This window comes from Streptosporangium pseudovulgare (genome assembly GCF_014648055.1).
GTDB classification, from domain to species: domain Bacteria; phylum Actinomycetota; class Actinomycetes; order Streptosporangiales; family Streptosporangiaceae; genus Streptosporangium; species Streptosporangium pseudovulgare.
The window spans coordinates 43,057-69,409 of record NZ_BMQJ01000022.1; the positions used below are offsets into that span (position 1 = coordinate 43,057).

26 protein-coding genes and 1 riboswitch are annotated in these 26,353 nt (G+C 73.5%); of the genes, 17 read left to right on the top strand and 9 right to left on the bottom strand.

Features of this window, described 5'->3' with window-relative positions; genetic code table 11:
- Positions 1-85 precede the first annotated feature (85 nt).
- A complete protein-coding gene (locus IEZ10_RS39440) occupies positions 86-577 on the bottom strand; it encodes a beta/alpha barrel domain-containing protein (RefSeq protein WP_229811873.1) in 492 nt (163 codons plus the stop codon).
- Positions 578-984: 407 nt separating this feature from the next.
- Between IEZ10_RS39440 and IEZ10_RS32395 the strand changes: the two genes are divergently transcribed.
- Entirely contained in the window at positions 985-1,122 is a 138-nt protein-coding gene (locus IEZ10_RS32395) for a helix-turn-helix domain-containing protein (RefSeq protein WP_229811875.1), read from the top strand.
- Here IEZ10_RS32395 and IEZ10_RS32400 read toward each other — a convergent pair.
- Entirely contained in the window at positions 1,110-1,745 is a 636-nt protein-coding gene (locus tag IEZ10_RS32400; RefSeq protein WP_189250330.1) for a helix-turn-helix domain-containing protein, read from the bottom strand. The genes IEZ10_RS32395 and IEZ10_RS32400 overlap by 13 nt on opposite strands.
- A 64-nt stretch (positions 1,746-1,809) precedes the next feature.
- Between IEZ10_RS32400 and IEZ10_RS32405 the strand changes: the two genes are divergently transcribed.
- Positions 1,810-3,222 (top strand): MFS transporter, encoded by a 1,413-nt coding sequence (locus tag IEZ10_RS32405; protein ID WP_229811876.1) that lies wholly within the window; start codon positions 1,810-1,812, stop codon positions 3,220-3,222.
- A 27-nt stretch (positions 3,223-3,249) separates the two neighbouring features.
- Here the strand turns inward: IEZ10_RS32405 and IEZ10_RS32410 are convergent, their stop codons facing one another.
- Positions 3,250-4,359: a globin domain-containing protein gene (locus tag IEZ10_RS32410; protein WP_189250332.1), complete on the bottom strand. Its 1,110-nt coding sequence runs from the start codon at positions 4,357-4,359 to the stop codon at positions 3,250-3,252.
- 537 nt (positions 4,360-4,896) lie between these two features.
- On the opposite strand from IEZ10_RS32410, the gene IEZ10_RS32415 reads away from it, so the two are divergent.
- Together IEZ10_RS32415 and IEZ10_RS32420 are read left to right on the top strand one after the other, a co-directional pair.
- The gene (locus IEZ10_RS32415; RefSeq protein WP_189250333.1) at positions 4,897-5,697 is read left to right on the top strand and encodes a gamma-glutamyl-gamma-aminobutyrate hydrolase family protein; all 801 of its coding nucleotides are present in this window, start codon (positions 4,897-4,899) and stop codon (positions 5,695-5,697) included.
- Positions 5,694-6,485, top strand: coding sequence for an enoyl-CoA hydratase/isomerase family protein (locus tag IEZ10_RS32420; RefSeq protein WP_189250334.1), 792 nt, complete (start codon positions 5,694-5,696; stop codon positions 6,483-6,485). The genes IEZ10_RS32415 and IEZ10_RS32420 overlap by 4 nt, the downstream gene beginning before the upstream one ends.
- Positions 6,486-6,602: 117 nt before the next feature.
- Here the strand turns inward: IEZ10_RS32420 and IEZ10_RS32425 are convergent, their stop codons facing one another.
- The 3 genes from IEZ10_RS32425 to IEZ10_RS32435 form a co-directional block, all read right to left on the bottom strand.
- Entirely contained in the window at positions 6,603-7,064 is a 462-nt protein-coding gene (locus tag IEZ10_RS32425) for an SRPBCC family protein (protein WP_189250335.1), read from the bottom strand.
- A gap of 109 nt (positions 7,065-7,173) precedes the next feature.
- Entirely contained in the window at positions 7,174-8,355 is a 1,182-nt protein-coding gene (locus tag IEZ10_RS32430) for an acyl-CoA dehydrogenase family protein (protein ID WP_189250336.1), read from the bottom strand.
- A gap of 286 nt (positions 8,356-8,641) precedes the next feature.
- Positions 8,642-9,256, bottom strand: a complete 615-nt coding sequence (locus IEZ10_RS32435) for a class I SAM-dependent methyltransferase (RefSeq protein ID WP_189250337.1) — start codon at positions 9,254-9,256, stop codon at positions 8,642-8,644.
- Positions 9,257-9,409: 153 nt separating this feature from the next.
- Here IEZ10_RS32435 and IEZ10_RS32440 point away from each other — a divergent pair, with 153 nt between their 5' ends.
- From IEZ10_RS32440 to IEZ10_RS32495, 12 genes are all read left to right on the top strand, one after another.
- The gene (locus IEZ10_RS32440) at positions 9,410-11,257 is read left to right on the top strand and encodes a sensor histidine kinase (RefSeq protein WP_189250338.1); all 1,848 of its coding nucleotides are present in this window, start codon (positions 9,410-9,412) and stop codon (positions 11,255-11,257) included.
- Positions 11,254-11,955, top strand: a complete 702-nt coding sequence (locus tag IEZ10_RS32445; protein ID WP_189250339.1) for a response regulator — start codon at positions 11,254-11,256, stop codon at positions 11,953-11,955. The genes IEZ10_RS32440 and IEZ10_RS32445 overlap by 4 nt, the downstream gene beginning before the upstream one ends.
- Positions 11,956-12,021: 66 nt before the next feature.
- Entirely contained in the window at positions 12,022-12,438 is a 417-nt protein-coding gene (locus IEZ10_RS32450) for a hypothetical protein (protein ID WP_189250340.1), read from the top strand.
- A gap of 332 nt (positions 12,439-12,770) precedes the next feature.
- Entirely contained in the window at positions 12,771-13,367 is a 597-nt protein-coding gene (gene clsA, locus IEZ10_RS32455) for a cardiolipin synthase ClsA (protein ID WP_189250341.1), read from the top strand.
- A gap of 3 nt (positions 13,368-13,370) precedes the next feature.
- Positions 13,371-15,872: a mannose-1-phosphate guanyltransferase gene (locus tag IEZ10_RS32460; RefSeq protein WP_189250342.1), complete on the top strand. Its 2,502-nt coding sequence runs from the start codon at positions 13,371-13,373 to the stop codon at positions 15,870-15,872.
- 485 nt (positions 15,873-16,357) lie between these two features.
- Positions 16,358-16,870: a double zinc ribbon and FHA domain-containing protein gene (locus IEZ10_RS32465; protein WP_179823806.1), complete on the top strand. Its 513-nt coding sequence runs from the start codon at positions 16,358-16,360 to the stop codon at positions 16,868-16,870.
- 26 nt (positions 16,871-16,896) lie between these two features.
- Entirely contained in the window at positions 16,897-17,547 is a 651-nt protein-coding gene (gene ftsR, locus IEZ10_RS32470) for a transcriptional regulator FtsR (protein ID WP_308426328.1), read from the top strand.
- Positions 17,548-17,625: 78 nt separating this feature from the next.
- Positions 17,626-18,096, top strand: a complete 471-nt coding sequence (locus tag IEZ10_RS32475) for a bifunctional nuclease family protein (protein WP_179823802.1) — start codon at positions 17,626-17,628, stop codon at positions 18,094-18,096.
- Between the two features lie 144 nt (positions 18,097-18,240).
- Positions 18,241-18,861, top strand: coding sequence for a MerR family transcriptional regulator (locus IEZ10_RS32480; RefSeq protein WP_179823800.1), 621 nt, complete (start codon positions 18,241-18,243; stop codon positions 18,859-18,861).
- Positions 18,862-18,876: 15 nt separating this feature from the next.
- Positions 18,877-18,969: riboswitch (glycine riboswitch) on the top strand.
- Positions 18,970-19,129: 160 nt separating this feature from the next.
- A complete protein-coding gene (gcvP, locus tag IEZ10_RS32485) occupies positions 19,130-21,985 on the top strand; it encodes an aminomethyl-transferring glycine dehydrogenase (RefSeq protein WP_189250343.1) in 2,856 nt (951 codons plus the stop codon).
- Positions 21,986-22,177: 192 nt separating this feature from the next.
- On the top strand, positions 22,178-22,957 hold the full coding sequence (locus tag IEZ10_RS32490) for a tetratricopeptide repeat protein (RefSeq protein WP_189250344.1): 780 nt from the start codon (positions 22,178-22,180) through the stop codon (positions 22,955-22,957).
- Between the two features lie 231 nt (positions 22,958-23,188).
- The gene (locus IEZ10_RS32495) at positions 23,189-23,857 is read left to right on the top strand and encodes a class I SAM-dependent methyltransferase (protein WP_189250345.1); all 669 of its coding nucleotides are present in this window, start codon (positions 23,189-23,191) and stop codon (positions 23,855-23,857) included.
- A gap of 149 nt (positions 23,858-24,006) precedes the next feature.
- On the opposite strand, the gene IEZ10_RS32500 is transcribed toward IEZ10_RS32495, so the two are convergent.
- Positions 24,007-24,375 (bottom strand): hypothetical protein, encoded by a 369-nt coding sequence (locus tag IEZ10_RS32500; RefSeq protein WP_189250346.1) that lies wholly within the window; start codon positions 24,373-24,375, stop codon positions 24,007-24,009.
- A gap of 79 nt (positions 24,376-24,454) precedes the next feature.
- Between IEZ10_RS32500 and IEZ10_RS32505 the strand changes: the two genes are divergently transcribed.
- A complete protein-coding gene (locus IEZ10_RS32505; protein ID WP_189250380.1) occupies positions 24,455-25,060 on the top strand; it encodes an alpha/beta hydrolase family protein in 606 nt (201 codons plus the stop codon).
- A gap of 24 nt (positions 25,061-25,084) precedes the next feature.
- On the opposite strand, the gene IEZ10_RS32510 is transcribed toward IEZ10_RS32505, so the two are convergent.
- A complete protein-coding gene (locus tag IEZ10_RS32510) occupies positions 25,085-25,276 on the bottom strand; it encodes a DUF5999 family protein (RefSeq protein WP_179823793.1) in 192 nt (63 codons plus the stop codon).
- A 431-nt stretch (positions 25,277-25,707) separates the two neighbouring features.
- Positions 25,708-26,295, bottom strand: coding sequence for a TetR/AcrR family transcriptional regulator C-terminal domain-containing protein (locus IEZ10_RS32515; protein WP_189250347.1), 588 nt, complete (start codon positions 26,293-26,295; stop codon positions 25,708-25,710).
- Between the last annotated feature and the right edge of the window lie 58 nt (positions 26,296-26,353).

Below are 26,353 nucleotides of genomic sequence, written 5' to 3' on the forward strand. Positions count from 1 at the left end.
ACCCGGCGTGCCGGGCACCGGTCGGCCGCCGGGGCCCGGCACGCCGCCATGGATGATCGGGCACGACGCCGGTCGCGCCTGGCCCTCAGGCCAGGACGCACCGGGTACCACTGAAGATCGTCGGCATGCACTTGTTGCAGTGGGTGCATAGCGACCGGGTGGCGGGCTCACACCGGATGCGGTTGATCAGGTCGGGTTCGCGCAGCGGCGCGCGGGCCATGGCGACGAATCGGAAGCCCTCGGCCATGGCCAGGTCCATGGTGGCGCGCTGGCTGACGCCGCCCAGCAGGATCAGGGGCATGCCCAGCGCGACGCGGAACTGACAGGCGCTGTCGAGCAGGTACGCCTCCCGGTAGGGGTACGCGTGGATGAAGCGGTCGCCGACGAGGTTGCCGCCCAGTCGCATGGGCTGCCTGAAGGTAGCGGCGAACTCGCGGATCGGGGCGTCGCCGCGGAAGAGATACATGGGGTTGAGCAGGGAGCTGCCGACGGTCAGCTCCAGGGCGTCCACGCTGCCGTCGCGTTCGATCCACTGGGCGACCTGGCGGCTCTCGTCGAGCCAGAGCCCGCTGGGCACGCCGTCGTCCATGTTGAGCTTGGCCAGGACGGCGATCCGGTCGCCGACGGCGTCGCGGACGGCGCGGGTGACGGAGAGGACGACCTTGGCGCGGTTGGCCAGCGGTCCGCCGTAACCTCACGGCGCTTGTTGATCTTCGGCCTGAGGAACGAGCTGGCGAAGTAGTTGTGGCCGAGGTGGATCTCGATGGCGTCGAAGCCCGCCTCGATGGCCAGCCGGCCGCGATGACCAGGTGACAGGCTCGCGTCGCCGAGGCGGTCGCCTGTGGGGGAAACCAGGTCCGCGAGGAGGCCGAGGCGTATTCCGGCCGGCGCCCGGACACCGAGGTCATCCTCCGCCGCCCTCACCTCATCCGGCCCGCACGGCATGGGCCGCGGTGAAGGCAAGGAGGAGGGCGGCGGGTCGCGGTGGAGGCCGGCTACGCCGACCAGTCCCACCTGCATCGGGACGTCATGGCGTTCACCGGGGCGACCCCGGCGGCCGTGGCCGGCGAGCCGTTCCTGGCGGTCGACGACATCGCGTGGCCGGGAGCTCATCCGGGGTGATCCGCCCCACCGGTGTCCGCCCCGCCGGTGTCCGCCCTGTCGGGATCCGCCTCGCCGACGCCGAAGGGCAGGGCGTCGAAGTGGACGACGACCTGGGCGGTGTCCGGCGTGTCACCGGGGCGGCCCCGGGCCCGCTTCCGGTAGACGTCCAGGACGGCGGAGACCTCACCGACCAGATCGGCGAGCTCCTGGCGGGTGAGGCGCATGCCGCTGCTGGAGGTGACGCTGGCCTCGATCCACGCCCGGGGCGCGGTCCGTGACTCCTCCAGCCAGCGGGTGAGCTCGGCCCCGCGCTGGCGGACCACCTGGGCGAGCACCATCTCGGCGGCCTGGGCCGTGTCGGGGTCGCGGCGGAAGCGGTCGCCGTCCATGGAGAAGCTGCCCGCGCGCCACCAGCGTTCCTTGCCCCTGCCGCGTCCAGGGACGTCCTCGATGAAGCCGTACCGTTCGAGCTGCCGCAGGTGGTAACTCGTCGCGCCGGTGTTCTCCCCGGTCAGGGCGGCGAGCTGGGTCGCGGTCGCCTCGCCGCGCTGCTCCAGGAGTTCCAGCAGGCGCAGCCGGGAGGGGTGCGCCAGCCCCTTGAGCGCGGCGGCGTCGATGGAACGGGTCTTGTCATCCGTCATGTGCAGCCATATCTTTGCAAAGAATCGTTTGCAAACTTCTCTTTCCACGATACCGGGAGCACGCATGACCGGACGACCCCTCCACCGGCTGGTGGCCGCCTCCGGCCTGTCGAACGTCGCCGACGGGATCACCGTCGTCGGCGTCTCGCTGGTCGCGGTGACGCTGACCCGCTCGCCGGTCCTCGTCTCCCTGGTCAGTGCGGCGGCCACGCTGCCGTGGCTGCTGCTCGCGCTGCACGCGGGCGCCCTGGCCGACCGGCACGACCGCCGCCGGATCATGGTCGCCGCCAACGCGCTGCGGGCGGCCGCGCTGGCCGGGGTGGCGCTGACCGCCTGGCTCGGGCTGCTGAGCCTTCCGGTGCTGCTGGCCGGGACGCTGCTGACCGGCGTCGCGGAGGTCCTCGCCGACACCTCCGCGCAGTCGGTGCTGCCGATGATCGTGCCGCGCGAGCGGCTGGGCGAGGCCAACGGCCGGCTCGTCGCGGTGGAGACCGTCGGCAACAACTTCCTCGGCGCCCCGGCCGCCGGGATCCTGGTCGGGATCGGCGCGACGGCCGCGCTCGGGACGCCCGCCCTGCTGTACGCGGCGGCGGCCCTGACGCTGCTCGGCATGCGTGGGCGGTTCCGCGTCGAGACCCCCTCCACCCGGCCGCTGCGCGCCGACATCGCCGAGGGTCTGCGCCACCTGTGGGGTCACCGGGTGCTGCGGAGCCTGGCCCTCTTCTCGGGCGTGCTCAACTTCGCCAACGCCGCCTACTTCGCGGTGTTCGTGCTGTGGGTGGTCGGCGAGGAGTCCCGGGTGGGGCTGACCTCCGCCGGGTACGGCGTGCTCACCGCGTCGCTGGCGGCGGGCGCGGTGGCGGGATCGCTGGTCGCCGACCGGCTGGCGCGCCGGACCGGCCAGATCAGGACGCTGATCGTCGCCGACGTGGTCAACGGGCTCCTGCTGTTCGTGCCGGTCCTGCTGCCCACCGTGCCCGGTATCGCCGTCACGGCGGTGCTGCTCGGCGTGACGAACGCCGTCTCCAACGTCGTCATCGTCTCGCTGCGGCAGCGGATCGTCCCCGAGGCGATGCTCGGCCGCATCAACGCCACCGCCCGCCTGATCGGGATGGGGGCCACCCCGCTGGGCGCCGCGGCGGGCGGGTTCCTCGCCGAACGGGCGGGGCTGCCCGCGGTGTTCTGCGCCGCGGCGGCGCTGTGCGTCGTCGCCGTCGCCGTGGTCTCCCGCTCCGTCACGACCGCCTCGGTCACCGCGGCGGAGGAGGCGGCCCGTGCGGAGGAGACCCGGACGGCGGAGGAGACCCGTACGGCGGAGGAGACCCGTACGGCGGAGGCGGCTCCGATGGAGGGGACCCGGACGGCGGAGACGGTCCGGACGGAGGAGGTCCGGGGGGAGGCGGCCCGGGCGGAGAACGCTCCGACGGCGGAGAACACCCGGGCCGGGGAGGAGATCCGGGCGGGGGAGACGGCCTGAACGGCGGGGACGGCTTCGGGGACGACCTCAGGACTCGATGATGTCCCGGTGGATGTCGGTCAGGGGGACGCCCCCGCGCCGCAGCCGGCGGACCGCGTCGCCGACCATGGCGGGCGGGCCGCAGACGTAGACCTCGTGGCCGGCCCAGGAGGGGAAGCGGTCCAGCACCTCGCTCACGGTGCCCCGAACCCCGTCGTGGCCCGGCTCGTCGGAGACGACCGGCAGCACCCGCAGCCGGGGGAACTCCGACTCCATCCGCACCAGGTCGGGCAGGTCGTACAGCTCCGCGGCGCGGCGCGCGCCGTACAGGAGGTGGATGCCGGACCGCCGCCCGGAGGCGATGGCGTGCTCGATGATCGCCTTCAGCGGGGCCAGCCCGGTGCCTCCCGCGACGCACAGGACGTCGCGGCCGGAAGCGGGCGGGGCCATCGACCCGGACGCCGGGCCGAGCATGAGGGTGTCGCCGACGCGGGTGTGCCGGACCAGCGCGCCGGAGACCCACCCGCCCCGCACCGCGCGGACGTGCAGCCGGACGGTGCCGTCCGGCCGCGGGGCGTTGGCGATGGAGAAGGGCCGCCACACGCGCGGCCAGCGGGAGGTCTGCACGCTGACGTGCTGTCCCGGCAGGTACGGCAGGGGCTGGGCGGGCCTCAGGGTGAGGACGGCGACGTCCGGGGTGCGCAGCTCGTGGCCGGTGACCTCGGCCAGCCACCAGGCGGGGGAGACGCCCGCGTCGGCCTCGGCGGCCTTGATCATGAAGTCGGCGGCGACGTCGTACGCCGCCTCCCACGCCCGCTCGACCTCGGGGGTCCAGACCTCGGCGGCGAAGTGCCGTACGGTGGCCAGCAGCGCGGCGCGGACCACGGCGTAGTGCTCGGTGAGCACGCCGTACTTGCGGTGGTCGCGGCCCAGTCGGCCGAGGAACGGCGCCATGCCGTCGGGGCCGTCGACGCTCCAGACGATGCGGGTCAGCGCGCCGAACAGGCGGTCGCGCTGGGCGTTCATCGCCGGGGGGAACATTCCACGCAGGTGCGGATTGGCGGCGAACAGCCGCCCGTAGAAGTATGCCGCGGCCCGGTCCGCGACGGGCTCGATGACGGCGAAGCTTTCCTTGACGAGACGCGGATTCAACGACATGTGATCGGACCTCACCCCACCGACCGGATCAAAGTCCGATCACGCAGACCACCTCCATGACGGTTCCGGGTGACGAGCGCCCGGTGACCCCGGCCCGCCGGTTCGCTCACATTGAATTCTTGCAGTTTCCCATAGGCGTCACAACCGTTTCTCTGGAATATGGTGCGAAATCTGGCCTTCCGTAATTGCGAGGGCGTCGCGGATAATAACCTCTTGATGGCCATGTGTGCGGAAATGAGGGATATTCGTAATATTTCGTATTTAATGTCGCGTCGAACCGCCCAGCCGGCTCGCGGGCCTTTTCGGGGCGTCTCCGGAAGGTGGATCGTTCCATCGCCCCGGGACGCCACCGGTGGGTGGAGCGCTCCATTCCCCTGGAGCGGTCCGCCGGGGCGGGTTCGCCGTGCTGGGCCATTGAGATCTGATATGGGTGGCATAACCGAAATGGCGCGCAGCATGATAGGGATGTTGCCGAAAGACGGGACAGGCGCCGTCCGGGAACAGGGCGCCGCCTCCCGCACGGCCACTGGAGAGCCCATGCCCAGACCTCTGATCGGCATCACCTCCTACCTCGAGGCCGCCCGCTGGGGCGACTGGGTCCGCGAGGCCGTCCTGTCCCCGCCCGCCTACGCCCGGGCGGTGGAGCGGGCGGGCGGCGTCCCGGTGCTGCTCCCGTCGCTCGGCCCCGCCATGGCCGCCGAGCACGCGCGCCACCTCTCCGCGGTGATCCTCACCGGCGGCGGCGAGCTCGACCCCACCCTGTACGGCGCGGCCCGCGACGAACGGCTCGGCGAGCCCCAGCCCCACCGCGACCGCTTCGAGCTGGCCCTGACCCGCGCCGCCGTCCAGGCCGGCCTGCCCCTGCTGGGCGTCGCCCGGGGCATGCACGTGCTGAACGTCGCCCAGGGCGGCAGCCTGATCCCGTGGCTTCCCGACGCGGTCGACAGCCATGAGCTCCACACCGGGGGCGGGCACGTCGTCCAGGTCAGCGTGTTGAGCAGGCTGGGCGGGGCGGTGGGCGACCGCGTCGAGGCGACCGCGCCGCACCGGCAGGCGATCCGGCGGCTCGGCGCCGGCCTGATCCCCGTGGCCTGGGCCGACGACCAGATCGTCGAGGGCGTCGAGCTGCGGGACCACCCCTTCGGCGTCGGAGTCCAGTGGCACCCCGAGCGCGGCGACGACGACCGGCTCGTCGCGGCGCTGGTCGAGGCCGCGGCGCGGCCCGGACCGCGGCCCGGACCGCGGCCCGAAGCCCGATCCGGGGCCGGAACCGAAGCGCCACCAGGGGTGCGGGACCTGCCCGGCGCCGCCGCGCTGCCGGAGGGGGCCCGGCGATGAGGGGATACGAGGACTACGAGAAGCTGAGGATCGACTGGGCCGCCGACGGGGTGCTCCGGGTGACGATCAGCGAGCCGCGCAGGCTCAACGCCGTGGACACCGTCGGCCACCGCGAGCTGGCCGGGATCTGGCTCGACGCCGACCGCGACGACGCCGTGCGCGCGGTGCTCGTCCGGGGCGAGGGCGAGGCGTTCTCCGCCGGCGGCGACCTCGCGATGATCGAGGAGATGACCCGCGACCACGCCACGCGCATGCGCGTCTTCACCGAGGCCCGCGACATCGTCTACAACGTGATCAACTGCTCCAAGCCGATCGTCTCGGCCGTCCAGGGCCCGGCCGTGGGCGCGGGCCTGGCGGTCGCGCTGCTGGCCGACGTCTCCGTGGCGGGCCGTACGGCGCGTGTCATCGACGGCCACACCCGCCTCGGCGTGGCGGCCGGCGACCACGCCGCCATCGTCTGGCCGCTGCTGTGCGGGCTGGCCAAGGCCAAGTACCACCTGCTGCTGTGCGAGCCGGTCACCGGGGAGCAGGCCGAGGCGATGGGGCTGGTCAGCCTGTGCGTGGACGACGACCAGGTGCACGAGCGGGCACTGGAGATCGCCGTACGGCTGGCCGCGGGCTCGGCCGAGGCGATCCGGCTGACCAAGTACGCGCTCAACAACTGGCTGCGCCTGGCCGGCCCCTCCTTCGACGCCTCCCTGGCCATGGAGTTCCTCGGCTTCACCGGCCCGGACGTGGCCGAGGGGGTGCGGGCCGTACGGGAGCGGCGCCCGCCGGAGTTCACCTGACGGGCCGGGTGGACCCGCCGGAGCGCCGGCCCCCGTGAAAGCCGGGAGCCCGTCCCGTGAGAGCCGGGCAGGCCCGGGGAGCCGTCCCCCGGCCGTCGCCCGGGGCGCCCCGCCGGGTCAGCCGACCGGTTCGGCGCCCGCCGCGGGGCGGTGCCCGGCGTGCCGTTCGCCCAGGGCCGCCAGGCCGGGCGCGAAGATGTACCGGACCACGTTCCTGGTCACCTTGGCCTCGTCCGCCCCGCCGTCCGTCTCGAAGACCGCCGACCACTCCACGAACGCCCGGCCGGTGTCGGTGACGGGGCAGACCCGGTAGACCGCCCGGTACCCCCGGACCGGCAGGGGGCTCTCCAGGATCTCGTAGGCCGCCGAGCGCGAGTCGTCGTCGAGGGTGAGCAGCCGCTCCCGGAAGAGCCCGCCCGCGCCCTCGATCCGGCGCACCGTGCCCGGACCGCCCCCGCCCTCCTCGAACACGCAGGAGGAGATCCCGGGCAGCCACTCGGCGAGGTTCCCGAAGTCCCTCAGGTAGCTCCACACCTCGTCCGCGGAGGCGTCGATCACGGTGCTGGCGTAGGCGGGCATCGGCTGCTTCCCCTCGTCGCTGGTCTCACGCTCTTCGCCGTCGTCGGGCCCGGCGGTGATCGCCCGGCCCTGCGGGGAGTCTGCCCCCCGGGACGGCCCCGCAACCGGGTCAGAAGCTCCTGGGCAGTCCCAGCACCCGGGTGGCCAGGTGGTTGAGCAGGAGCTCCTCGGTGACCGGGGCGACCTTGCCGATGCGGGCGTCGGCCAGCAGCCGCGCCACCGGGTACTCCAGCGAGTAGGCCATGCCGCCCAGCGTCTGGAAGGCCCGGTCGGCGGACTCCCACGCGGCCTGGGAGGCGGCCAGCTTGGCGATGCCGGCCTCGGTCCCGCAGGGCAGCCCGGCGTCGAACAGCCAGGCGGCCTTGTGGACCATCAGCCTGGCCAGCTCGATCTTCGCCTTGACCTCGGCGAGGGGGAAGGCGACGGCCTGGTTGGCGCCGATCGGCCGGCCGAAGACCTCCCGCTCCCCGGCGTAGCGCACCGCCACCGACAGGGCGACCTCGGCGGCGCCCAGCCCGCCGGCGGCGAGGAGGATCCGCTCGGGGTTGAGGATGTCCCACAGCACCCGCGACCCCTGGTCCACCTCGCCCACCACGTTCGCCGCGGGCACCCGCAGGCCGTCGACGAAGACCGTGTTGGAGGGGGTGGTGTTGGCGCCCATCTTCGGGATCGGCCGGTAGGACAGCGATCCGGCGGCGACCGCCTCGGGCACGTTCACCAGCAGGATCGTCAGACCGTGGCTGCGCGGCTTCGCCTCGGCGGCCGGGACGGTCCGGGTGACCAGGAGCATCCAGGTCGCGCGCTGCACGCCGGTGATCCAGACCTTCCGGCCGTTGACCACGAACTCGTCGCCGTCGCGGCGGGCGAAGGTGGAGATGCCCAGGGAGTCGGACCCGGCGTCGGGCTCGGTGAGGGCGAAGCAGGTCTCCACCTCGCCGGTGGCCAGTTTCGGCAGCAGCTCCTCGCGCTGCCGGGGGCTGCCGTGCCGGGCCAGGGTGAGGGCGCCGAACCCGGGGGTGAGGACGTAGGTGAACGCCGAGCCGCCGGCCGCGCCGGACGCCGACAGGGCCTCGGTGGCCACGGCCAGCTCCAGCAGGCCCTGGCCGCCCCCGCCGTACTCCTCAGGTACGGCCAGGCCCAGCCAGCCGCCCCGGGCCAGGTCGTCCCAGACCTCCTGCGGCCAGCGTTTCTCGGACTCGCAGCGCTGCCAGTAGCCGAGGTCGTAGCGGGCGCAGACGTCGGTGACGCCGCGCTGGACGGCGAGTGCGCTCTCGGGAAGGGTGAAGTCCACGGGCGATCAACTCCATTCCGGTCGCGCGATCTTAGAACGAAGTTCTGTTCCCGATCCAGTGCCACGCGCCCGCCGCCCGTCTCCGCCGCCCGTCTCTTCGGCGCCCGTGCCCGCCGCCCGCGTACCGCCCGCCTTCCGCCCCGCCTTCCGGGCCCGCGTACCGCGCCACCCTCCGGGCCCGCGTACCGCCCGTTCTCCGGGCCCGCGCGCCGCCCTCCGGGCCCGCGTACCGCCCGTTCTCCGGGCCCGCGCGCCGCCCTCCGGGTCCGCGCGCCGCCGTACGGGCTCAGCCGGGACGGCCCGCCTCGGCGGCGGGGCGCGGCCGGCGCGCGTGGTAGACGAAGGCCGGCGGCAGGTTGCCCCACACGGTCCGGCCCGCCACGACCTCCTCGAAGGCGTTCGACAGGCGCCGCCGGAAGCGCCGGGCGGGCGGCAGGTGGCGGGCGAAGCCGTAGGCGAAGGTGGTGAAGGCCGCGTCGGGCCCCATGACCGCGCGGACCGCGTCCAGCAGCCCCACCTGGACACCGTCGGGGAACGCCGCCCAGGGCAGGCCGCTCACCACCACGTCGGCGCCGGCCAGCCCGCGTTCCCGCAGCAAGGAGGGCAGCCGCGCCGCGTCGGCGGCGACGACGTCCACCCGGGGGTGCCGGGCGGCGAGGAGCCCGGCCATCCGGGGGTTGATCTCCACGGCCAGGTGGTGCCCCCGGCCACCGAGCCGCCGCTGGATCTCCGCCGTGAACACGCCCGTGCCCGCGCCGAGCTCCACCACCACCGGGTCGCCCCGGCGGGGGATCGGCGCGGTCACCGCCCCGGCGAGCCGGCGCGAGCTGGGAGCCACCGCCCCGACGGTCGCCGGGGAGCGCATCCACTGCCTGAGGAAGAGTGCGGCGTCACTGCTCATGCAGTGCACCATAGGCGCTGTGAGCTGGGAAATCGCCCCATCGGGCGGCCGGACCCGGCGGCCACTTGGAGGAGGCGGCCGACCTTCCGGAGGAGGAGCCTCCCCTCCTCCGGGCCTATACCGTGCTGTGTATGCGACTGCGTGACGTGCCACATGAGATTCCGTGACCCGTCCGCGGCCCCGCGCCCGGCGCCGGGCGCGGGGCGCCGCGGCTGGGCCGTGGACGTCTGCGTGGCCGCCGCGGCGGTCGCCCTGGACCGGCTCATCTCGGGCGGCACATATTCCGGCGGCGCCGTCCCGGCGCTGATCACCTGGGGGTTCACCCTGCTGGCCGGGGTGCCCATGGGGTTCGTCCGGCGGTTCCCCCTGACGGTCTGCGCCTTCCTGGCGGCCGTCCTCGTCGTGTGCGACCAGGTCGGCGCCTACACCGCCAACACCGCGCAGATCCTGCTGTCCGTCGCGGCGGGCGTGGCCGCCCACCGCGGCGACCGGCGCCGCGCCGCGGCCGCCGCGGTCCTGGCGGGGGCCGCCACCGCGGTCAACGTGGCCGACCCCGGGATCGCCCTCACCACCGCCTCCTGGTACGTCCCGGCCGTGGCGGGCGTCATCCCCGTGGCGGTCGGCCGCTACCTGCGCCACCCCATCGAGCCGATGGCCCTGGTGGAGCGGCGTCCCGGCCTTGACCTGCTGCTCGCGGGCGGCGGGGTGGCCTTCATGGTGCTCGACACCTGGACCAAGTGGCACGACGGGCCGCTGCCGGTGTGGGGGGCGGGCTGGTTCATCATCTGCTGCGGCCTCACCGCCGGGCTGACGCGCACACTGCCCGGCACGGCCTTCGCCGTACAGGCGCTGCTGGTGCTGATGGCCGACCGCACCGCCGGCTTCGCCGTCGGTCCGATGCAGGGCCTGTTCCTCGTCACGCTGGGCGTGTTCGCGATGCGGGCCTCCTGGTCGTGGACGGGCGTCGCCTACGTGACCGCCTCCACCGTCACGGCGCTGAACTTCATCGACGGGGACCTGTCCCAGGTCACCCCGGCCCGGGTGGTCGCGCTGCTGGCGATGGTCGCCGCGCCGGTCGCCATCGGCCGTTACGTCGGCATCCGCCGGGCCACGACCGAGCTGCGGCTGGCGATGGCCGAGGAGGCCAGGCTGCTCACCGCCGAACGGGCCCGGGCCGACCTGCTGGCCGAGCGCGAGCGCATCGCCCGCGACGTTCACGACATCGTGGCCCACCACGTCGGGGCCATGGTGCTGCGGGCCGGAGCCGCCCAGTACGCCGCGCCGTCGGGCCCGGTGGCCGAGGCGCTGGCCGACATCCGCGCCACCGGCCACCAGGTGCTGGAGGACCTGCGCGGCCTGCTCAGCGTGGTGCGCGACCCGGACCTCGTCCACCCGCCGCTGCTCGACCCCGAGGACGTCGTGCGCGAGGCGGTGGAGCGGATGAACGCGGCCGGGCTGCGGGCGGAGCTGCGCCTCGACCCCGAGGTGGGGCGGCTGCCCCTGGTGAGCCGGGCCTCGGCGGCCCGGATCGTCCAGGAGGGGCTGACCAACGTCCTCAAGCACGCCGGGCCCGGCACCCCCGTCGCCGTCGAGCTCACCGTGACCGGCGACGGGCTCGCGGTGGACGTGGTCAACGGCGCGCCCCCGGCCTCCCGTGACGGCGCGCCCCCACACCTCCCGGCGTATCCGGGCTCGCCGGAGCACCGGGAGGCCCCGGAGGCCCCGGAGACCCCGAAGACCCCGGAGACCGGGGCCCGGGGGCTCCACGACGCCCTGCCCGGCGCCGGACAGGGCGTCGCGGGGATGCGCGAGCGGGCCAGGGCGCTGGGCGGGCGGCTGTCCGCCGGCCCCGACGGGGCGGGAGGATGGCGCCTGGCGGTGACGCTCCCCGCCGACCCCGCGGATCCGGCGGGCCGGGCTGGACGAACCGGCCTGCCGGGACGGACGGGCTGGAACAGGGTGTGCCATGAGGACCGGACGGTCCCGGAGGAGGCAATGTGATCAGGGTGGTCGTCGCCGACGACCAGGCGCTCGTGCGCGCCGGTGTGCGGATGCTGCTGGAGGCGGCCGGTGACATGGAGGTCTGCGGGGAGGCGGTGGACGGCGCGCAGGCCGTACGGCTGGCCGAGGGGCTGCGCCCCGACGTGACACTGATGGACCTGCGCATGCCCCGGATGGACGGCCTGGAGGCCACCCGGCGCGTCCTCGCGGCCTGGCCCGCGGCGCGGATCGTGATCCTCACCACGTTCGCCGAGGACGAGAACGTCTACGCCGCGCTGCGCGCCGGGGCGATCGGCTTCCTGGTCAAGGACGACGAGCCGGGCCGGATGGTCGACGCGGTGCGCCGGGCGGCCACCGGCGAGCCGCTGCTCGCCCCCTCGGTGCTGCGCCGCGTCGTGGAGCGGGCGCTGGCCGCCGAGGAGCAGGCCGCCGCGCACGTCCCGGCCGGGCTGACCGACCGGGAACTGGAGGTGCTGGCGCTGGTCGGGGCGGGCCTGTCCAACGCCGAGATCGCCGACGCGCTGCACGTGGGCGTCACCACGGTCAAGAGCCACGTCTCCACCGCCATGGACAAGCTGGGCGTGCGCAACCGCACCCAGGCCGCGGTGGTCGCGCACCGGATCGGGCTGGTCGACGCCGGTTTCCGCCCGGTCGGGCATCCGCCCCGGGGCGGATCGGCGCATCCGCCCCGGGGGTGACGACGCGGCGGCCCCTCCACCGCCACGATGTGTCCGGAATCGTTCATCCGAGGAAGGACACCTCTCATGCAGGAGGTCATCGCCAGGCCGACGGCGGACGGCCGTCCCGTCCCCGCCGGCCTGTTGTACGGCCTGCGCGTCCTGGTCACCGCCCAGGCGGCCGGCCTGATCGTCGCGGCCTCGTTCGCCGGCCAGGCCGTACGCGGCGGGGAGGCACTGGCCGAGACGCACGTCATGGCCGGGATGGTGGTGCACCTGATCGCGCTGCTGCAGGTCGTCGCCGCCGTGCTGGTCTGGCGGCCCGGCCGGGGCGCCGGCTGGCCCGCGCTGGCCAGCCTGGGCCTGCTGCTGATCGGCCTGGGCCAGCACTTCAGCTGGGAGATGCTCGGCACGCACGTGCCCAGCGGGCTGACGCTGTTCGGCCTGGTCGTGGCCGTGCTGATCTGGGCCTGGTCGTCCCGCGCGGCGGTGCGCCGCTCCTGACAGACCCGCTTCTGACAGACCCGCTTCTGACCGGCCGGTTCCTGACCGGCCCGCTCCTGACCGAGCCCGCGTCGCGCGCCGTCCCCGGCGGGCGTGCGGAAGACCCCCGCGCCGCCGTGGTCCCCCCGGGACCGCGGCGTTTCGGCGTGCCCGGCGCCGGGCCGTCCGGACCGGTGCGATCCGGCGGGACCTGGCACCGTACGGGGCGGGCCGGGCGGGGACGCCGCCGGAAGGAGGGGGGAGGCCGCGGGCCGTACCCGTAACAGGGATACGGTTCGCGCATGCCCCGCACAGGTAGGGTCGGCATCAAGTACGGGAGGGGAGACATACCGGTGAATCCGGAAGCATCGGAAACCGAGGACCGTATCTGGACGGTCCCCAACGCGCTCAGCCTGGCCAGGCTCCTGGGTGTGCCGGTCTTTCTGTGGCTGGTGCTGGGCCCCAAGGCCGACGGCTGGGCCGTCGGGCTGCTGATGCTGGCCGGCTTCTCCGACTGGCTGGACGGCAAGATCGCCCGGGCGTGGAACCAGACCAGCAGACTCGGCCGCCTGCTGGACCCGCTGGCCGACCGCCTCTACATCCTGGCGACCCTGCTCGGCCTGGCCCTGCGCGACATCATCCCCTGGTGGCTGGCACTGGCGATCCCGCTGCGCGACGTCATGATGCTGGGCATCCCGCCCATCCTGCGCCGCCTCGGGTACGGCCCGGCGCTGCCGGTGCACTTCCTCGGCAAGGCCGCCACCGCCAACCTGCTCTACGCCTTCCCCCTGCTGTTCCTGGCCCACCACGACGCGTGGTACGCCGGTCCGGCCCGGATCGTCGGCTGGTCGCTGGCCATCTGGGGCACGGGCCTGTACTGGTGGTCGGGAGTGCTGTATTGGGTACAGGTGCGGCAGCTCGTCAAAGGAGCCAAACGCCTTAAGAGGTGATTCGTGAAGGCCGTCGTGATGGCGGGCGGGGAGGGGACACGGCTCCGGCCGATGACCGCCAACCAGCCCAAGCCCCTGCTCCCTGTGATCAACCGGCCGATCATGGAACACGTGCTGCGGCTGCTGCGGCGGCACGGGTTCACCGAGACCGTCGTCACCGTGCAGTTCCTGGCCGTCCTGGTGCGCAACTACTTCGGCGACGGCGACGAGCTCGGCATGAGCCTGCACTACGCCACCGAGGAGACGCCCCTCGGGACCGCCGGCAGCGTCAAGAACGCCGCCGACAAGCTCCGTGACGAGCCGTTCCTCGTCATCTCCGGCGACGCCCTCACCGACATCGACCTGACCGACATGGTGCGTTTCCACCGCGAGAACGGCGCCATGGTCACCATCGGCCTCAAACGGGTGCCCAACCCCCTGGAGTTCGGCATCGTCATCGTCGACGAGCACGGCCGGGTCGAGCGGTTCCTGGAGAAGCCCACCTGGGGCCAGGTCTTCTCCGACACCGTCAACACCGGCGTCTACGTGATGGAGCCGGAGATCCTCGACGAGATCGCCCCCGGCGTACCGGTCGACTGGTCGGCGGACGTCTTCCCGCGGCTGCTGGCCCGCGGAGCCCCGCTGTACGGCTACGTCGCCGACGGCTACTGGGAGGACGTCGGCACCCACGAGAGCTACCTCAAGGCCCAGGCCGACGCCCTGTCGGGCCGGGTGAAGCTCGACATCGACGCCTTCGAGGTCTCGCCCGGCGTCTGGGTGGCCGAGGGCGCCTCGGTGGACCCCGACGCCGTGCTCAAGGGCCCGCTGTTCATCGGCGACTACGCCAAGGTCGAGCCCGGGGCCGAGCTGCGCGAGTACACCGTGCTGGGCAGCAACGCCGTGGTCCGCGAGGGCGCCTTCCTGCACCGGGCGGTGATCTGCGACAACGTCTACGTCGGGCCCGGCGCCCACCTGCGCGGCTGCGTCGTCGGCAAGAACACCGACCTGATGACCGGCGTCCGGATCGAGGAGGGCGCCGTCGTCGGCGACGAGTGCATCATCGAGGCCGGCGCCTACCTCTCCTCCGGCGTCAAGGTCTACCCCTTCAAGACCATCGAGGCCGGCGCGGTGGTCAACACCAGCGTCATCTGGGAGCCGCGCGGCCAGCGCAACCTCTTCGGCCCGCGCGGTGTCTCCGGGCTGGTCAACGTCGAGATCACCCCCGAGCTGTGCGTACGGCTGGCCAGCGCCTACGCCACCACGCTCAGCAAGGGCGCCTCCGTCGTCACCTCCCGCGACTCCTCCCGCGCCGCGCGGGCGCTGAAGCGGGCGGTGATCAGCGCGCTGAACGCCAGCGCCATCAACGTGCTGGACTTGGAGGCCACCCCGCTGCCGGTGTCGCGCTTCCACACCGCCCGGGAGAGCGCGGTCGGCGGCATCGCGCTGCGCACCACCCCCGGCGACCCGCAGAGCGTGGACATCGTCTTCATGGACGAGCACGGCGCCGACCTGTCGCAGGCGGCCCAGCGCAAGCTCGACCGGGTCTTCGCCCGCCAGGAGTTCCGGCGGGCCTTCCCCGGAGAGATCGCCGAGCTGCGCTTCCCGCCCCGGGCGGTCGAGGACTACACCCACGAGCTGCTGCGTCACGTGGACATGCGGGGGGTCCGCGACGCCGACATGAAGATCGTCGTGGACTGCGCGGGCGGCACCTCCGCGCTGGTGCTGCCGAGCCTCCTCGGCCGGGTCGGGGTGGAGGTGCTGACCGTCAACAACCGGCTGGACGAGGCCTCGCCCACCGAGACCCTCGCCGAGCGCCGCCGCGACCTGCAGCGGCTGTCGGAGCTCGTCAGCTCCTCCCGGGCCGCCTTCGGGGTGCGGTTCGACCCGGTGGGGGAGCGGATCGCACTGGTGGACGAGCTGGGCCACCTGATCAGCGAGGAGCGCGCCCTGCTGGTGGTCCTGGACCTGGTGGCGGCCGAGCGGTGCGCCGGCCGGGTGGCGCTGCCGGTCACCACCACCCGGGTGGCCGAGCAGGTCTGCCGCTTCCACGGCGTGCAGGTCGAGTGGACCGCCACCGCGGTCGACGCGCTCACGAGCGCCGTCCGGGGCCAAGAGATGATCTTCGCGGCGGACGGGCGGGGCGGTTTCGTCGTGCCGGAGTTCGGGCCCACCGTGGACGGCCTGGCCGCGTTCCTGCGCCTGCTCGGCCTGGTCGCCAGGACCCGCCTGTCGCTCAGCCAGATCGACGCCAGGATCCCCGAGGCCAAGCTGCTGCGCCGTACGGTGCCGACGCCGTGGGCCGCCAAGGGCGTGGTGATGCGCTCGGTCATCGAGGCCGCCCAGCACCACCGCATCGACACCACCGACGGGGTGCGGATCGTCACCGACGACGGAGCCTGGGCGCTGGTGCTGCCCGACCCGGCCGAGGCCGTCACCCACCTGTGGGCCGAGGGCAACGACGTCGACACGGCGCAGGGCATGCTGGAGCACTGGGCACGGGTCGTGGAGGAGGCAGCCGGCATCTGAGCCCCGCGAGGGGACGCCGGTGTCTGGACCCGCTCGGGGGCGCCGGTGTCTGGACTGAGGAGCGCAGCCGCGGAGCGGCGGAGTGACGAGGGAAGGCGCCGGACCAAGAGCCCCCGAGCCGCGACGCGCAGCGTCGCCGTGAATACCGTGAGGGGGCGCCGGTGTCTGGACTGAGGAGCGCAGCCGCGGAGCGGCGGAGTGACGAGGGAAGGCGCCGGGTCTGAGCCCCCGAGCCGCGACGCGCAGCGTCGCCATGAATACAGTGAAGTGCGACACTCCAGCGCGGCGGCATGGACCGGAAGTACCACCCGGCGGTAACTTTGTCCCGACCGAACCCGCGGTCGAGCGTCGGCCTTGATCTTTGCGTCTCATTGGTGTATGTTGCGGCATTCGCAGTCAGAGAAAATACTTGAGAAGCGAAGAAGCGAGGCGCGCATCCCTGAGCACCGTTGCCGCGTCTTCGCGGTAGGAGGCCGAGCCGATCGATGCCGAGCGTCTACTGCACGCAGTGCGGGCACGCCAACCCTGAGGATGCCCGTTTCTGCTCCCAATGCGGTTCGCCGCTGACCAAGTACGAGTCACCCGGAGACAGCACGTCGACCATCTCCCTCTCCGGGATCGAGGCGTACGAGGCGGAGACCGGAGAGACGCTTCTCGCCGAGCGGCAGGCCGTCGAGCAGTTGCCCCCGGGCTCCGCCCTGCTCGTCGCCATGCGCGGCCCCAACGCCGGCAGCCGTTTCCTGCTGGACAGCGACCTGACCACCGTGGGGCGTCATCCCGACAGCGACATCTTCCTGGACGACATCACCGTCTCGCGCCGCCACGTGGAGTTCTACCGGCGCGGCGGCGGCATGTTCACCGTCCGTGACGTCGGCAGCCTGAACGGCACCTACGTCAACCGTGAGCGGATCGAGGAGGTGCCGCTCTACGGCGGGGACGAGGTGCAGATCGGCAAGTTCCGGCTGGTCTTCCTCACCCGCGGCGCCTCTGGAGGATGATGAGCTCGCAGGCCGCTCGTGCGCACATGAGCATCGGGGAGGTGCTCGCCCTGCTGCAGGGCGAGTTCCCCGACGTCAGCATCTCCAAGATTCGTTTCCTGGAGGGCGAGGGGCTGATCGAGCCGGAGCGCAGCCCCTCCGGCTACCGCAAGTTCACCTACGCCGACGTCGAGCGGCTCCGCTACATCCTCAGCGAGCAGCGTGACCGCTACCTCCCGCTGCGCGTGATCAAGGACCGGCTGGACGCGGCGGACCGCGAGGAGCGGCCCGTCGCCCCGCCCCGGGCCCTGCCCGACGAGCCGGTCAGGGAGGTCCGCCTCACCCGCCAGGAGCTGCTGGCCGCCGCCTCGCTCTCCGAGGAGGCTCTGACCGAGCTGGAGGACTTCGGCCTGGTGGAGGCCGTGGCCCGCCACTACGACGCCGAGGCCCTGGCGGTGGCCCGCAGCGTCGGCGCCCTGGCCGCCTTCGGCCTGCGCGCCCGTCACCTGCGGGTGGTCAAGGCCGCCGCCGAGCGTGAGGCCGGCCTGGTGGAGCAGGCCATCGCGCCGCTGCTGCGCCGCCGGGGCCCCGGCGCGATCGCCAAGGCCGACGAGACGGCCGGGGAGATATCCGGGCTCCTGCTGGAATTACACGCCTCGTTGCTGCGTTCCGGCGTTCGAGGGGCCCTGGGCCGGTGAGCCCTGGCCGGACGGCCGTAGCCCCCCGGATGTTACGTTGAACGAACCGGTCGAAATCCAGCGAAGATGGAGCAGCCCGTGTTGCAGATGGAGGTCGTGGGCGTTCGGGTTGAGATGCCTTCCAACCAGCCCATTGTTCTGCTCAAGGAGGCACATGGGGAGCGCTATCTGCCGATCTGGATCGGCATGACCGAGGCCACGGCGATCGCCATGGCCCAGGCCGACGAGCCGCCGCCGCGGCCGCTCACCCATGACCTTTTCCGCGACGTGCTCGACGCCCTGGGCGTCCGGCTGAGCACCGTCAACATCGTCGCCCTCCGGGACGGCATCTTCTTCGCCGATCTCGTGTTCTCCAACGGGGCCGAGGTCAGCGCCCGCCCGTCGGACTCGATCGCCCTCGCGCTGCGCACCGGCGCCCGCATCTTCGCCAGTGAGGACGTGGTCGCCGAGGCCGGGGTGGTCATCCCCGACGACCAGGAGGACGAGGTGGAGAAGTTCAGGGAGTTCCTTGACACAATCACGCCCGAGGACTTCGGTCGCGCGGGGTAGGTATTTCGGTGCATTTACGCTTCACGACGCGCCGAGTGGGGTCGTTGACTGGGCTTGGCCCCGAGCCTACGGTGCAAGTGAACCCCGGGGCCGCGCGTAAACCCCCAGATCAGGCCGCGGGATGAGAGAAAGCCGGAGGTCCGCGTGGCGGTCAGCAGCGGCGAGGGTAGAAACGCCGATCAGGATGACCCGGAACGGCGCGGGAAGGCCCACCAGCGTGCGGGTGAAGAGGGCCTGCTGTTCGACGGGGCACCGGTGAACCCGCCCGCCGACATCGGCTACCGCGGCCCCACCGCCTGCGCCGCCGCCGACATCACGTACCGTCAGCTCGACTACTGGGCCCGCACCGGGCTCGTCGAGCCCACGGTCAGGGCCGCCCAGGGCTCCGGCTCCCAGCGACTGTACGGCTTCCGCGACATCCTCGTCCTCAAGGTCGTCAAACGCCTCCTCGACACCGGCGTCTCCCTCCAGCAGATCCGCATCGCCGTACAGCACCTCCGTGACCGCGGGGTCAGCGACCTCGCCCAGATCACCCTGATGAGCGACGGGGTCAGCGTCTACGAGTGCACCTCGCCCGACGAGGTCATCGACCTCCTCCAGGGCGGCCAGGGCGTCTTCGGCATCGCGCTGGGCCGCGTCTGGCAGGAGGTGGAGGGCTCCCTGGCCGATCTGCCCGGCGAGCGCGCGGAGGCGTCTCAGAGCCCTTTAGGCGATCATCACGCGGATGAACTGGCCCGCCGTCGCAGAGCCCGGCGAACCGGGTAAAGTTGGTCTGGCCGCAGACACCGTGCGGGAGAGTCCCCGGCTGGGCCGGGGCGCCGAAGGAGCAACCCTCCCCGGAATCTCTCAGGCACCCTGTACCGCACGGACGAGGCGACTCTGGAAAGCAGGTGCGTCCGCCAGGCGCGTCTCACCGACGGTGAAAACCCTCCCCGACGGGGAAGGTGAAGCTCTCAGGTGGAGATGACAGAGGGGGAGATCCGGCATACGCCCGCGCTCAGCGCCGGTCTCCACCAGCCCCGGGAGGCTTTCCATGACCGACCTGTCACCGCTCGGTGAGCTCAGCTCCCCGCCGTTCTCCACCCGCCACATCGGCCCGGCCGACGACGACCAGGCCCGCATGCTGGAGACCGTCGGCTTCGCCTCGGCCGCCGACCTCCTCGCGGTGGCCGTGCCGGAGGCGATCCGCACCGCCGACCGGCTCGACCTCCCGCCGGCGGCGAGCGAGCCGGAGGCCATCGCCGAGCTGCGGGCCCTCGCCTCCCGCAACACGGTGCTCACCTCGATGATCGGCCTGGGCTACCACGACACGATCACCCCGGCCGTCATCCGCCGCAACCTCCTGGAGAACCCGGGCTGGTACACCGCCTACACCCCCTACCAGCCGGAGATCTCCCAGGGCCGCCTGGAGGCCCTGCTCAACTTCCAGACGGTCGTGACCGACCTGACCGCCCTCGACGTCGCCGGCGCCTCCCTGCTCGACGAGGCCACCGCCGCCGCCGAGGCGATGACCCTGGCCCGCCGCGCCGGCAAGGCGCCCTCCAACGTGTTCGTCGTCGACGCCGACGCCCTGCCGCAGACCAAGGCCGTGCTCGCCACCCGCGCCGAGCCGCTCGGCATCGAGCTGGTCGAGAGCGACTTCACCGCCGAGCTGCCCGACTGCTTCGGCGTGCTCGTGCAGTACCCGGGCGCGAGCGGCCGGATCAGGGACTTCCGCTCCGTCGCCGACGCCGCCCACGCCCGCGGCGCCCAGGTCGTGGCCTCCGCCGACCTGCTGGCCCTCACCGTGCTGACCGCCCCCGGCGAGATGGGCGCCGACATCGCGGTCGGCTCCACCCAGCGGTTCGGCGTGCCGATGGGCTTCGGCGGCCCGCACGCCGCCTACATGGCGGTCCGCGACGGCCTGCAGCGGCAGATGCCCGGCCGCCTGGTGGGCGTCTCCCAGGACGCCGACGGCCGCCCCGCCCACCGCCTCGCGCTGCAGACCCGCGAGCAGCACATCCGCCGCGAGAAGGCCACCAGCAACATCTGCACCGCGCAGGTGCTGCTCGCGGTGATCGCCGGGATGTACGCCGTCTACCACGGTCCCGAGGGGCTGCGCCGGATCGGCCGCCGCGTCCACCGCCACGCCGTCGTGCTCGCCGAGGGCCTGCGCCAGGGCGGCGTCGAGGTCGTCCACGACGCCTTCTTCGACACCGTGCTGGCCCGCGTGCCGGGCCGCGCCGCCGAGGTCGTCGCCGCGGCCCGGGACAACGGCGTCAACCTGCGGCTGGCCGACGACGACCACGTCGGCGTCTCCTGCGACGAGAAGACCGAGCTGCCGCACATCGAGCGGGTGCTGGCCGCCTTCGGCGTCAGCGGCGCGGTCCTGGCCGACCTCGACGCCTCCGCCCACGACGCTCTGCCCGCCACCCTGACCCGGACGAGCGACTTCCTGACCCACCCGGTCTTCCACAGCCACCGCTCCGAGACCGCCATGCTGCGCTACCTGCGCAGGCTGCAGGACAGGGACATCGCGCTCGACCGGTCGATGATCCCGCTGGGCTCGTGCACCATGAAGCTCAACGCGACCACCGAGATGGAGCCGATCACCTGGCCGGAGTTCGCCGGCCTGCACCCCTACGCCCCCGCCGAGCAGGGCGCCGGCTACGCCCAGCTGGTCGGGGAGCTGGAGGGCTGGCTGGCCGAGGTCACCGGCTACGACGCCGTGTCGATCCAGCCCAACGCCGGCTCCCAGGGCGAGTTCGCCGGCCTGCTCGCCATCCGCGCCTACCACCGGGCGCGCGGCGAGTCCGGCCGCGACGTCTGCCTCATCCCCTCCTCCGCGCACGGCACCAACGCCGCCAGCGCCGTCATGGCCGGCATGCGGGTCGTCGTGGTGGCCTGCGACGACGACGGCAACGTCGACCTCGACGACCTCGTCGCCAAGATCGAGAAGAACCGTGACCGGCTCGCTGCGATCATGGTGACCTACCCGTCCACGCACGGCGTCTACGAGGAGGGCATCACCCGGATCTGCGAGCTGGTGCACGAGGCCGGCGGTCAGGTCTACGTCGACGGCGCCAACCTCAACGCGCTGGTCGGCCTGGCCAAGCCGGGGCAGTTCGGGGCGGACGTCTCCCACCTGAACCTGCACAAGACCTTCTGCATCCCGCACGGCGGCGGCGGCCCCGGCGTCGGGCCCGTCGCGGTCCGCGCCCACCTCGCCGAGTACCTCCCCGGCCACCCGCTGCACGGCGGCTCGCCGGTCGGCCCGGTCTCGGCCGCGCCGTACGGCTCGGCGGGTATCCTGCCGATCTCCTGGGCCTACATCCGGATGATGGGCGCCGAGGGTCTCCGCGCGGCCACCGAGCAGGCCATCCTGTCGGCCAACTACCTCGCCCGCCGCCTGGCCCCGCACTACCCGGTCCTCTACACCGGCCGCGGCGGGCTGGTCGCACACGAGTGCATCGTCGACCTGCGCCAGATCACCAAGGAGACCGGTGTGACCGTGGACGACGTGGCCAAGCGCCTCATCGACTACGGCTTCCACGCGCCGACGATGTCCTTCCCGGTGGCCGGAACGCTGATGATCGAGCCCACCGAGAGCGAGGACCTGGCCGAGCTCGACCGGTTCTGCGACGCCATGATCGCGATCCGCGGCGAGATCGCCAAGGTCGCCTCCGGCGAGTACGACAAGAAGGACAACCCGCTGCGCAACGCCCCGCACACCGCCGACTGCCTGGTCACCGACGACTGGAACCACCCCTACGGCAGGGCGGAGGCGGCCTACCCGCTGCCGTCGCTGCGCGAGGACAAGTACTGGTCGCCGGTCCGCCGCATCGACCAGGCCTACGGCGACCGCAACCTGGTGTGCTCCTGCCCGCCGCTGTCGGCCTACGAGGACTGACCCGCGAGGGGGGCGCCGGTGTCTGGACTGAGGAACGCAGCCGCGGAGCGGCGGAGTGACGAGGGAAGGCGCCGGGCTCAAGCCCCCGAGCGGCGACGCGCAGCGTCGCCATGGACACCGCCCGTCCGCGGGACGCGGGACGCCCCGAGTCGTTAGGCTCGGGGCGTTTCCCTCACCCGGAGAGGACCCCGCATGCCAGAGGTGGACACGCGTCCCTTGGAAACGGCGCGCAGGCTGGCCGAGGACGGCGACCTGGACGCCGCCGCGGCGATCTTCGCGGATCTCGCCGCCGACCCCGCCGAGCCCGACCGCGCCCAGGCGGCGGTGGGGCTGGCGGTGGTGCTGGAAGAACGCGGCGACGTTCCCGGAGCCCGGTCGGCCGCGCGCACCGCGCTGGCGACCGGGCACCCGGAGTTCGCCGCCCAGGCAGCCTGCCTGCTCGCCCGCAGCTTCGAGCGTGAGGAACTGCCGGACCAGGCGCGGGCCGCCTGGCAGGCCGCCCTGGGCATCGGCAACCCGGCCTACGTGCCGCTGGCGCACATGGCCCTGGCCCGGCTGGCCACGGGGGACGAGGAGGCCGAGGAGGCGCTGCGCGCCGCGCTGGCCACCGGGGACCCGGAGATCGCCTCCCGGGCGGCCCAGCGGCTGGCGGAGTTCTTCCTCCAGGAGGGTGAGGCGGGGCAGGCCGCCGACGCGGTCCTCACGGCGCTGGCCGTACCCGACGTCGCCGACGCCTCCCGTCTGCGGGTGCTGCTCGGCATCGCCCACCTCGACCTGGCGTGCGCGGAGTTCGCCGCCGCCGTCGAGGAGGACGGCGACGTGGAGACCAGCGCGCTGGCCATCGAACTGCTGGCCCGCACGCTCCCGCTCCGGGGCCGCGACGAGGACGCCGAGCGGGTGTGGCGCTACGGCCTGGACGGCGACGCCGACCTCGCCGCCGAGGTCCGCCTCCGGCACGACCGCGACATCTGACGGCCCCGGACCGGGGCACCGCGATCGGAGCCCCGGGGGGAGGGGACACGCCCGCGTCCCGCCTGCCGGGCCCCTCCCGGCATCCGCCCGCCGGTGTGTCTTCGCCCGTCGCGCCGTTCCCGCCCGGCGGCGTGCGAAGGTGACCTGCGAAGATATGTGATCGGTCGCCGGCCCGGCCCGCCGGCGAACCGATCGTTCACGGCCTGACAGGCCGTCCGGAAGGAGAAGACGATGGGACCGAGCAAGCTGCTGCACAGCCACAGCCACAGCCACAGCCACAGCCACGACCACGGCGCCGGGACGATGGACCGGCCCCGCGCCTACGACGTCGTGACCGGCGTCGGGATGCTGGGACGGCGGCGCGAGGCGTTCACCCGCCTGGCCGCGCTGTCCGGGGTGCGCCGGGGCGACCGGGTGCTCGACGTCGGCTGCGGCACCGGCTACCTCACCCGGATCATGGCCCCGGTCGCCGGCCCGGAGGGACACGTGACCGGCGTCGACCCGTCCGAGGCCATGATCGGCCACGCCCGCCACCGCGCCCCGGCCAACTGCTCCTATCTGGTGGGCGAGGGGCAGCGGCTCGACCTGCCCGACGCCTCCTTCGACGTGGTGGTCTCCAGCCTGGCCGTCCATCACATGCCGGCCGCCGAGCGCGGCGCCGCCGTACGGGAGATGTTCCGCGTGCTGCGGCCGGGCGGACGCCTGCTGGTCGCCGAGTCCCGCCGGCCCACCGGCCGCCTGACGGCCCGGCTCGCCGGCGCGCTGGCCGGTCCCGCGATGCGGCACGACCCGCGGGAGCTACTCGGAGACCTCATCCCGGCCGCCGGATTCCGCGTCGAGGAGGAGGGGGAACTGCCGGTCCTGCTCTACTACGTCCGGGGCTCGCGACCCGCGGAGTGAGGGTTGTGTTCATTGCGACGCTGCGCGTCGCGGCTCGGGGGCTTGAGTCCGGTGTCTTCCCTCGTCACTGCGTCGCTTCGCTCCTGCGTTCCTCGGTCCAGACACCGGCGCCCCCTCGCGGGTCCAGACGTCGGCGCCCCCTCGCGGGGTCAGTCGCGGGTGCGGCGGCGGCCCAGTGCGTGGGCGATGTTGACCGCGACGATGCCGCCCCAGGCGAGCAGCAGCCCCGCGGCCCCCGCCTCACCCGCGGCGATCGCGGTCAGCGGGACGCCGATGCCCAGGGAACCCAGCGCGATCGCCACCGTCCCGTCGCCCTTGCGCCGGTTCCCCGGGGACTGGGGATCGGCGTCCGCGGCGCGCACCTCGGCCCGCACCTCGGCCCGCACCCGGGCGGCGATGGTGGCGTCGATCCGGTCGACGAAAGACTCGACCAGCGCGGCCTCGTACTCGGGGCCCAGGTCCTGGCGGGCCTCCAGGGTGGCGCGCATGTCCTGTCGGATATCGTGATGCTCCTGCACGCTTCGATTCTCTACCCGATCCCGGCTCCCGGGATCGGCCTTTAGGACGATATCCGTGTCCCTGCGTCAAGCGACCACCCTGGAGATCCCGACCCCGCACGGCCCGGCCGTGGCCGAGATCGACGGGATCGCCCGGCCGCGCTTCCTGCTGGTGCTCACGCACGGCGCGGGCGGCGGAGTGGAGGCCCCCGACCTGCTGGCGGTACGGGACGCCGTGACGCCGATCGGCGGCCTGGTCGCCCGGGTGACGCAGCCGTTCCGGGTGCGGGGCGCCCGCGCGCCGGGCTCGGCCGTCAAGCAGGATGAGGCGTGGACGGCCCTGGTGGCCGCGCTCCGCGCCCGCCACCCGGATCTGCCGCTCGTGCAGGGCGGGCGGAGCAACGGCGCGCGGGTCGCCTGCCGTACGGCGCGGCAGGCCGGGGCCGGGGCGGTCGTCGCGCTGGCGTTCCCGCTGCACCCGCCGGGCAGGCCGGAACGCTCCCGCGCGGGGGAGTTGCGTGCCGCCGGGGTGGACGTCCTCGCGGTCAGCGGAGACCGCGACCCGTTCGGCGTGCCCGAGGCGGCCGACACCGCCCGGCTGGTGGTGCTGCCGGGCGAAGGTCACGAGTTCAAGAAGGACCCCGGGCGGGTGGGCGAGGCCGTCGCGGAGTGGCTCGGCGCGAGGATGCCGCCGGCCCCGGTATGACTCCCGAAGCGGGAACGTGAGGGATCAGGACACCCCGGCCAGCGGCCGATGCGGCTCGATGACGGCGCCGTCGGGGAGGAGCTCGCCGGTGTCCTCGAACAGCACCACACCGTTGCACAGCAGGGACCAGCCCTGCTCGGGGTGCGAGGCCAGCGTGCGGGCGGCCTCGCGGTTCTGCGCGTCGGCGGACGGACAGGACGGCTCATGCGGGCACATCGGCGTGCCTCCGGATCTCTCTTCTCGGCTCGCCGGGACCGTTCCGCCGGGCGACCGGCGTCGGGCTCCGATACCCGCGCATGCGGGACGAGCGTCTGGTGGACATGTATGGTCGTGCGCGTCTCGGCGCTGAGGTGCGCACATCAGGCAGATCAAGTGTGCGATCCGCACGCCCCAGGCGACATAGCCCGTTAGGACTGTTTGCACCCTGAACAGGAGTGGGCCCCGCCGGCATGTCGAGGGTGTGTTCTATGACACAGCATGCCTTATAGGAAGATACCCGGCCAACCTCGACACGCCGGGGTCCAGGTAAAATCACCCGCCCACGCGGCGGGCGAGGCGGGCGGTGGGCGCCGCGCGGCCATGACGCCGCCCCCGTCCCCGGCCGGTGCCGCGCCCCCTCCGTCCTCCGGTCGCTCGCGAGGCGGGCGTCAGCGGGCGGCCAGCCCGGTCAGGAACGCCTCCAGCCCGCTCTCGAAATCGGCGTCGGACGCGGGGTCGCCGCCGCCCGCCGACGGCGGGCGCCAGGGCTCGCCGTCCTCGCCCATCGGCTCGGCCCAGCCCGACTGCTGCACCTCCACCGCCACCGCGCCGAAGACGTAGGCGCGCAGCGCCCGGACGGCCCGCGGCGCGTCCGGCAGTCCCGCCTCGGCGAGCTGGTCGGTCTGCTCGCGCAGCGCCATCGCCGCCCGCCCCTTGGGGGGCCTGGTGAGCGCCAGCGCCAGCACGCCCGGGTGCTCCCGCAGCAGGGCCCGGCTCGCCCGGCACCACTGCCGGGCGCCCTCGCGCCAGTCGGGGGAGGGGTCCACGTGGACGGCGGTGACGTGCTCGGCCAGTGCGTCCATGAGGGCGTCCTTGCCGCGGGGCAGGTGGTGGTAGATGGCCATCGCCTCCACCTGCAGGGCGTCTCCCAGCCGGCGCATCGTCAGCCGCCGCAGGCCCTGGGTGTCGGCGATGTGCAGGGCGGCGTCGATGATGCGTTCCCGGGACAGGGGGATGGGCGGTCGTTTGGCTGGCATGGCGGCCATCCTGCCAGCCGTGACCTTACTGCGTAAAGGCAGGCGCGCCGTGACAGCC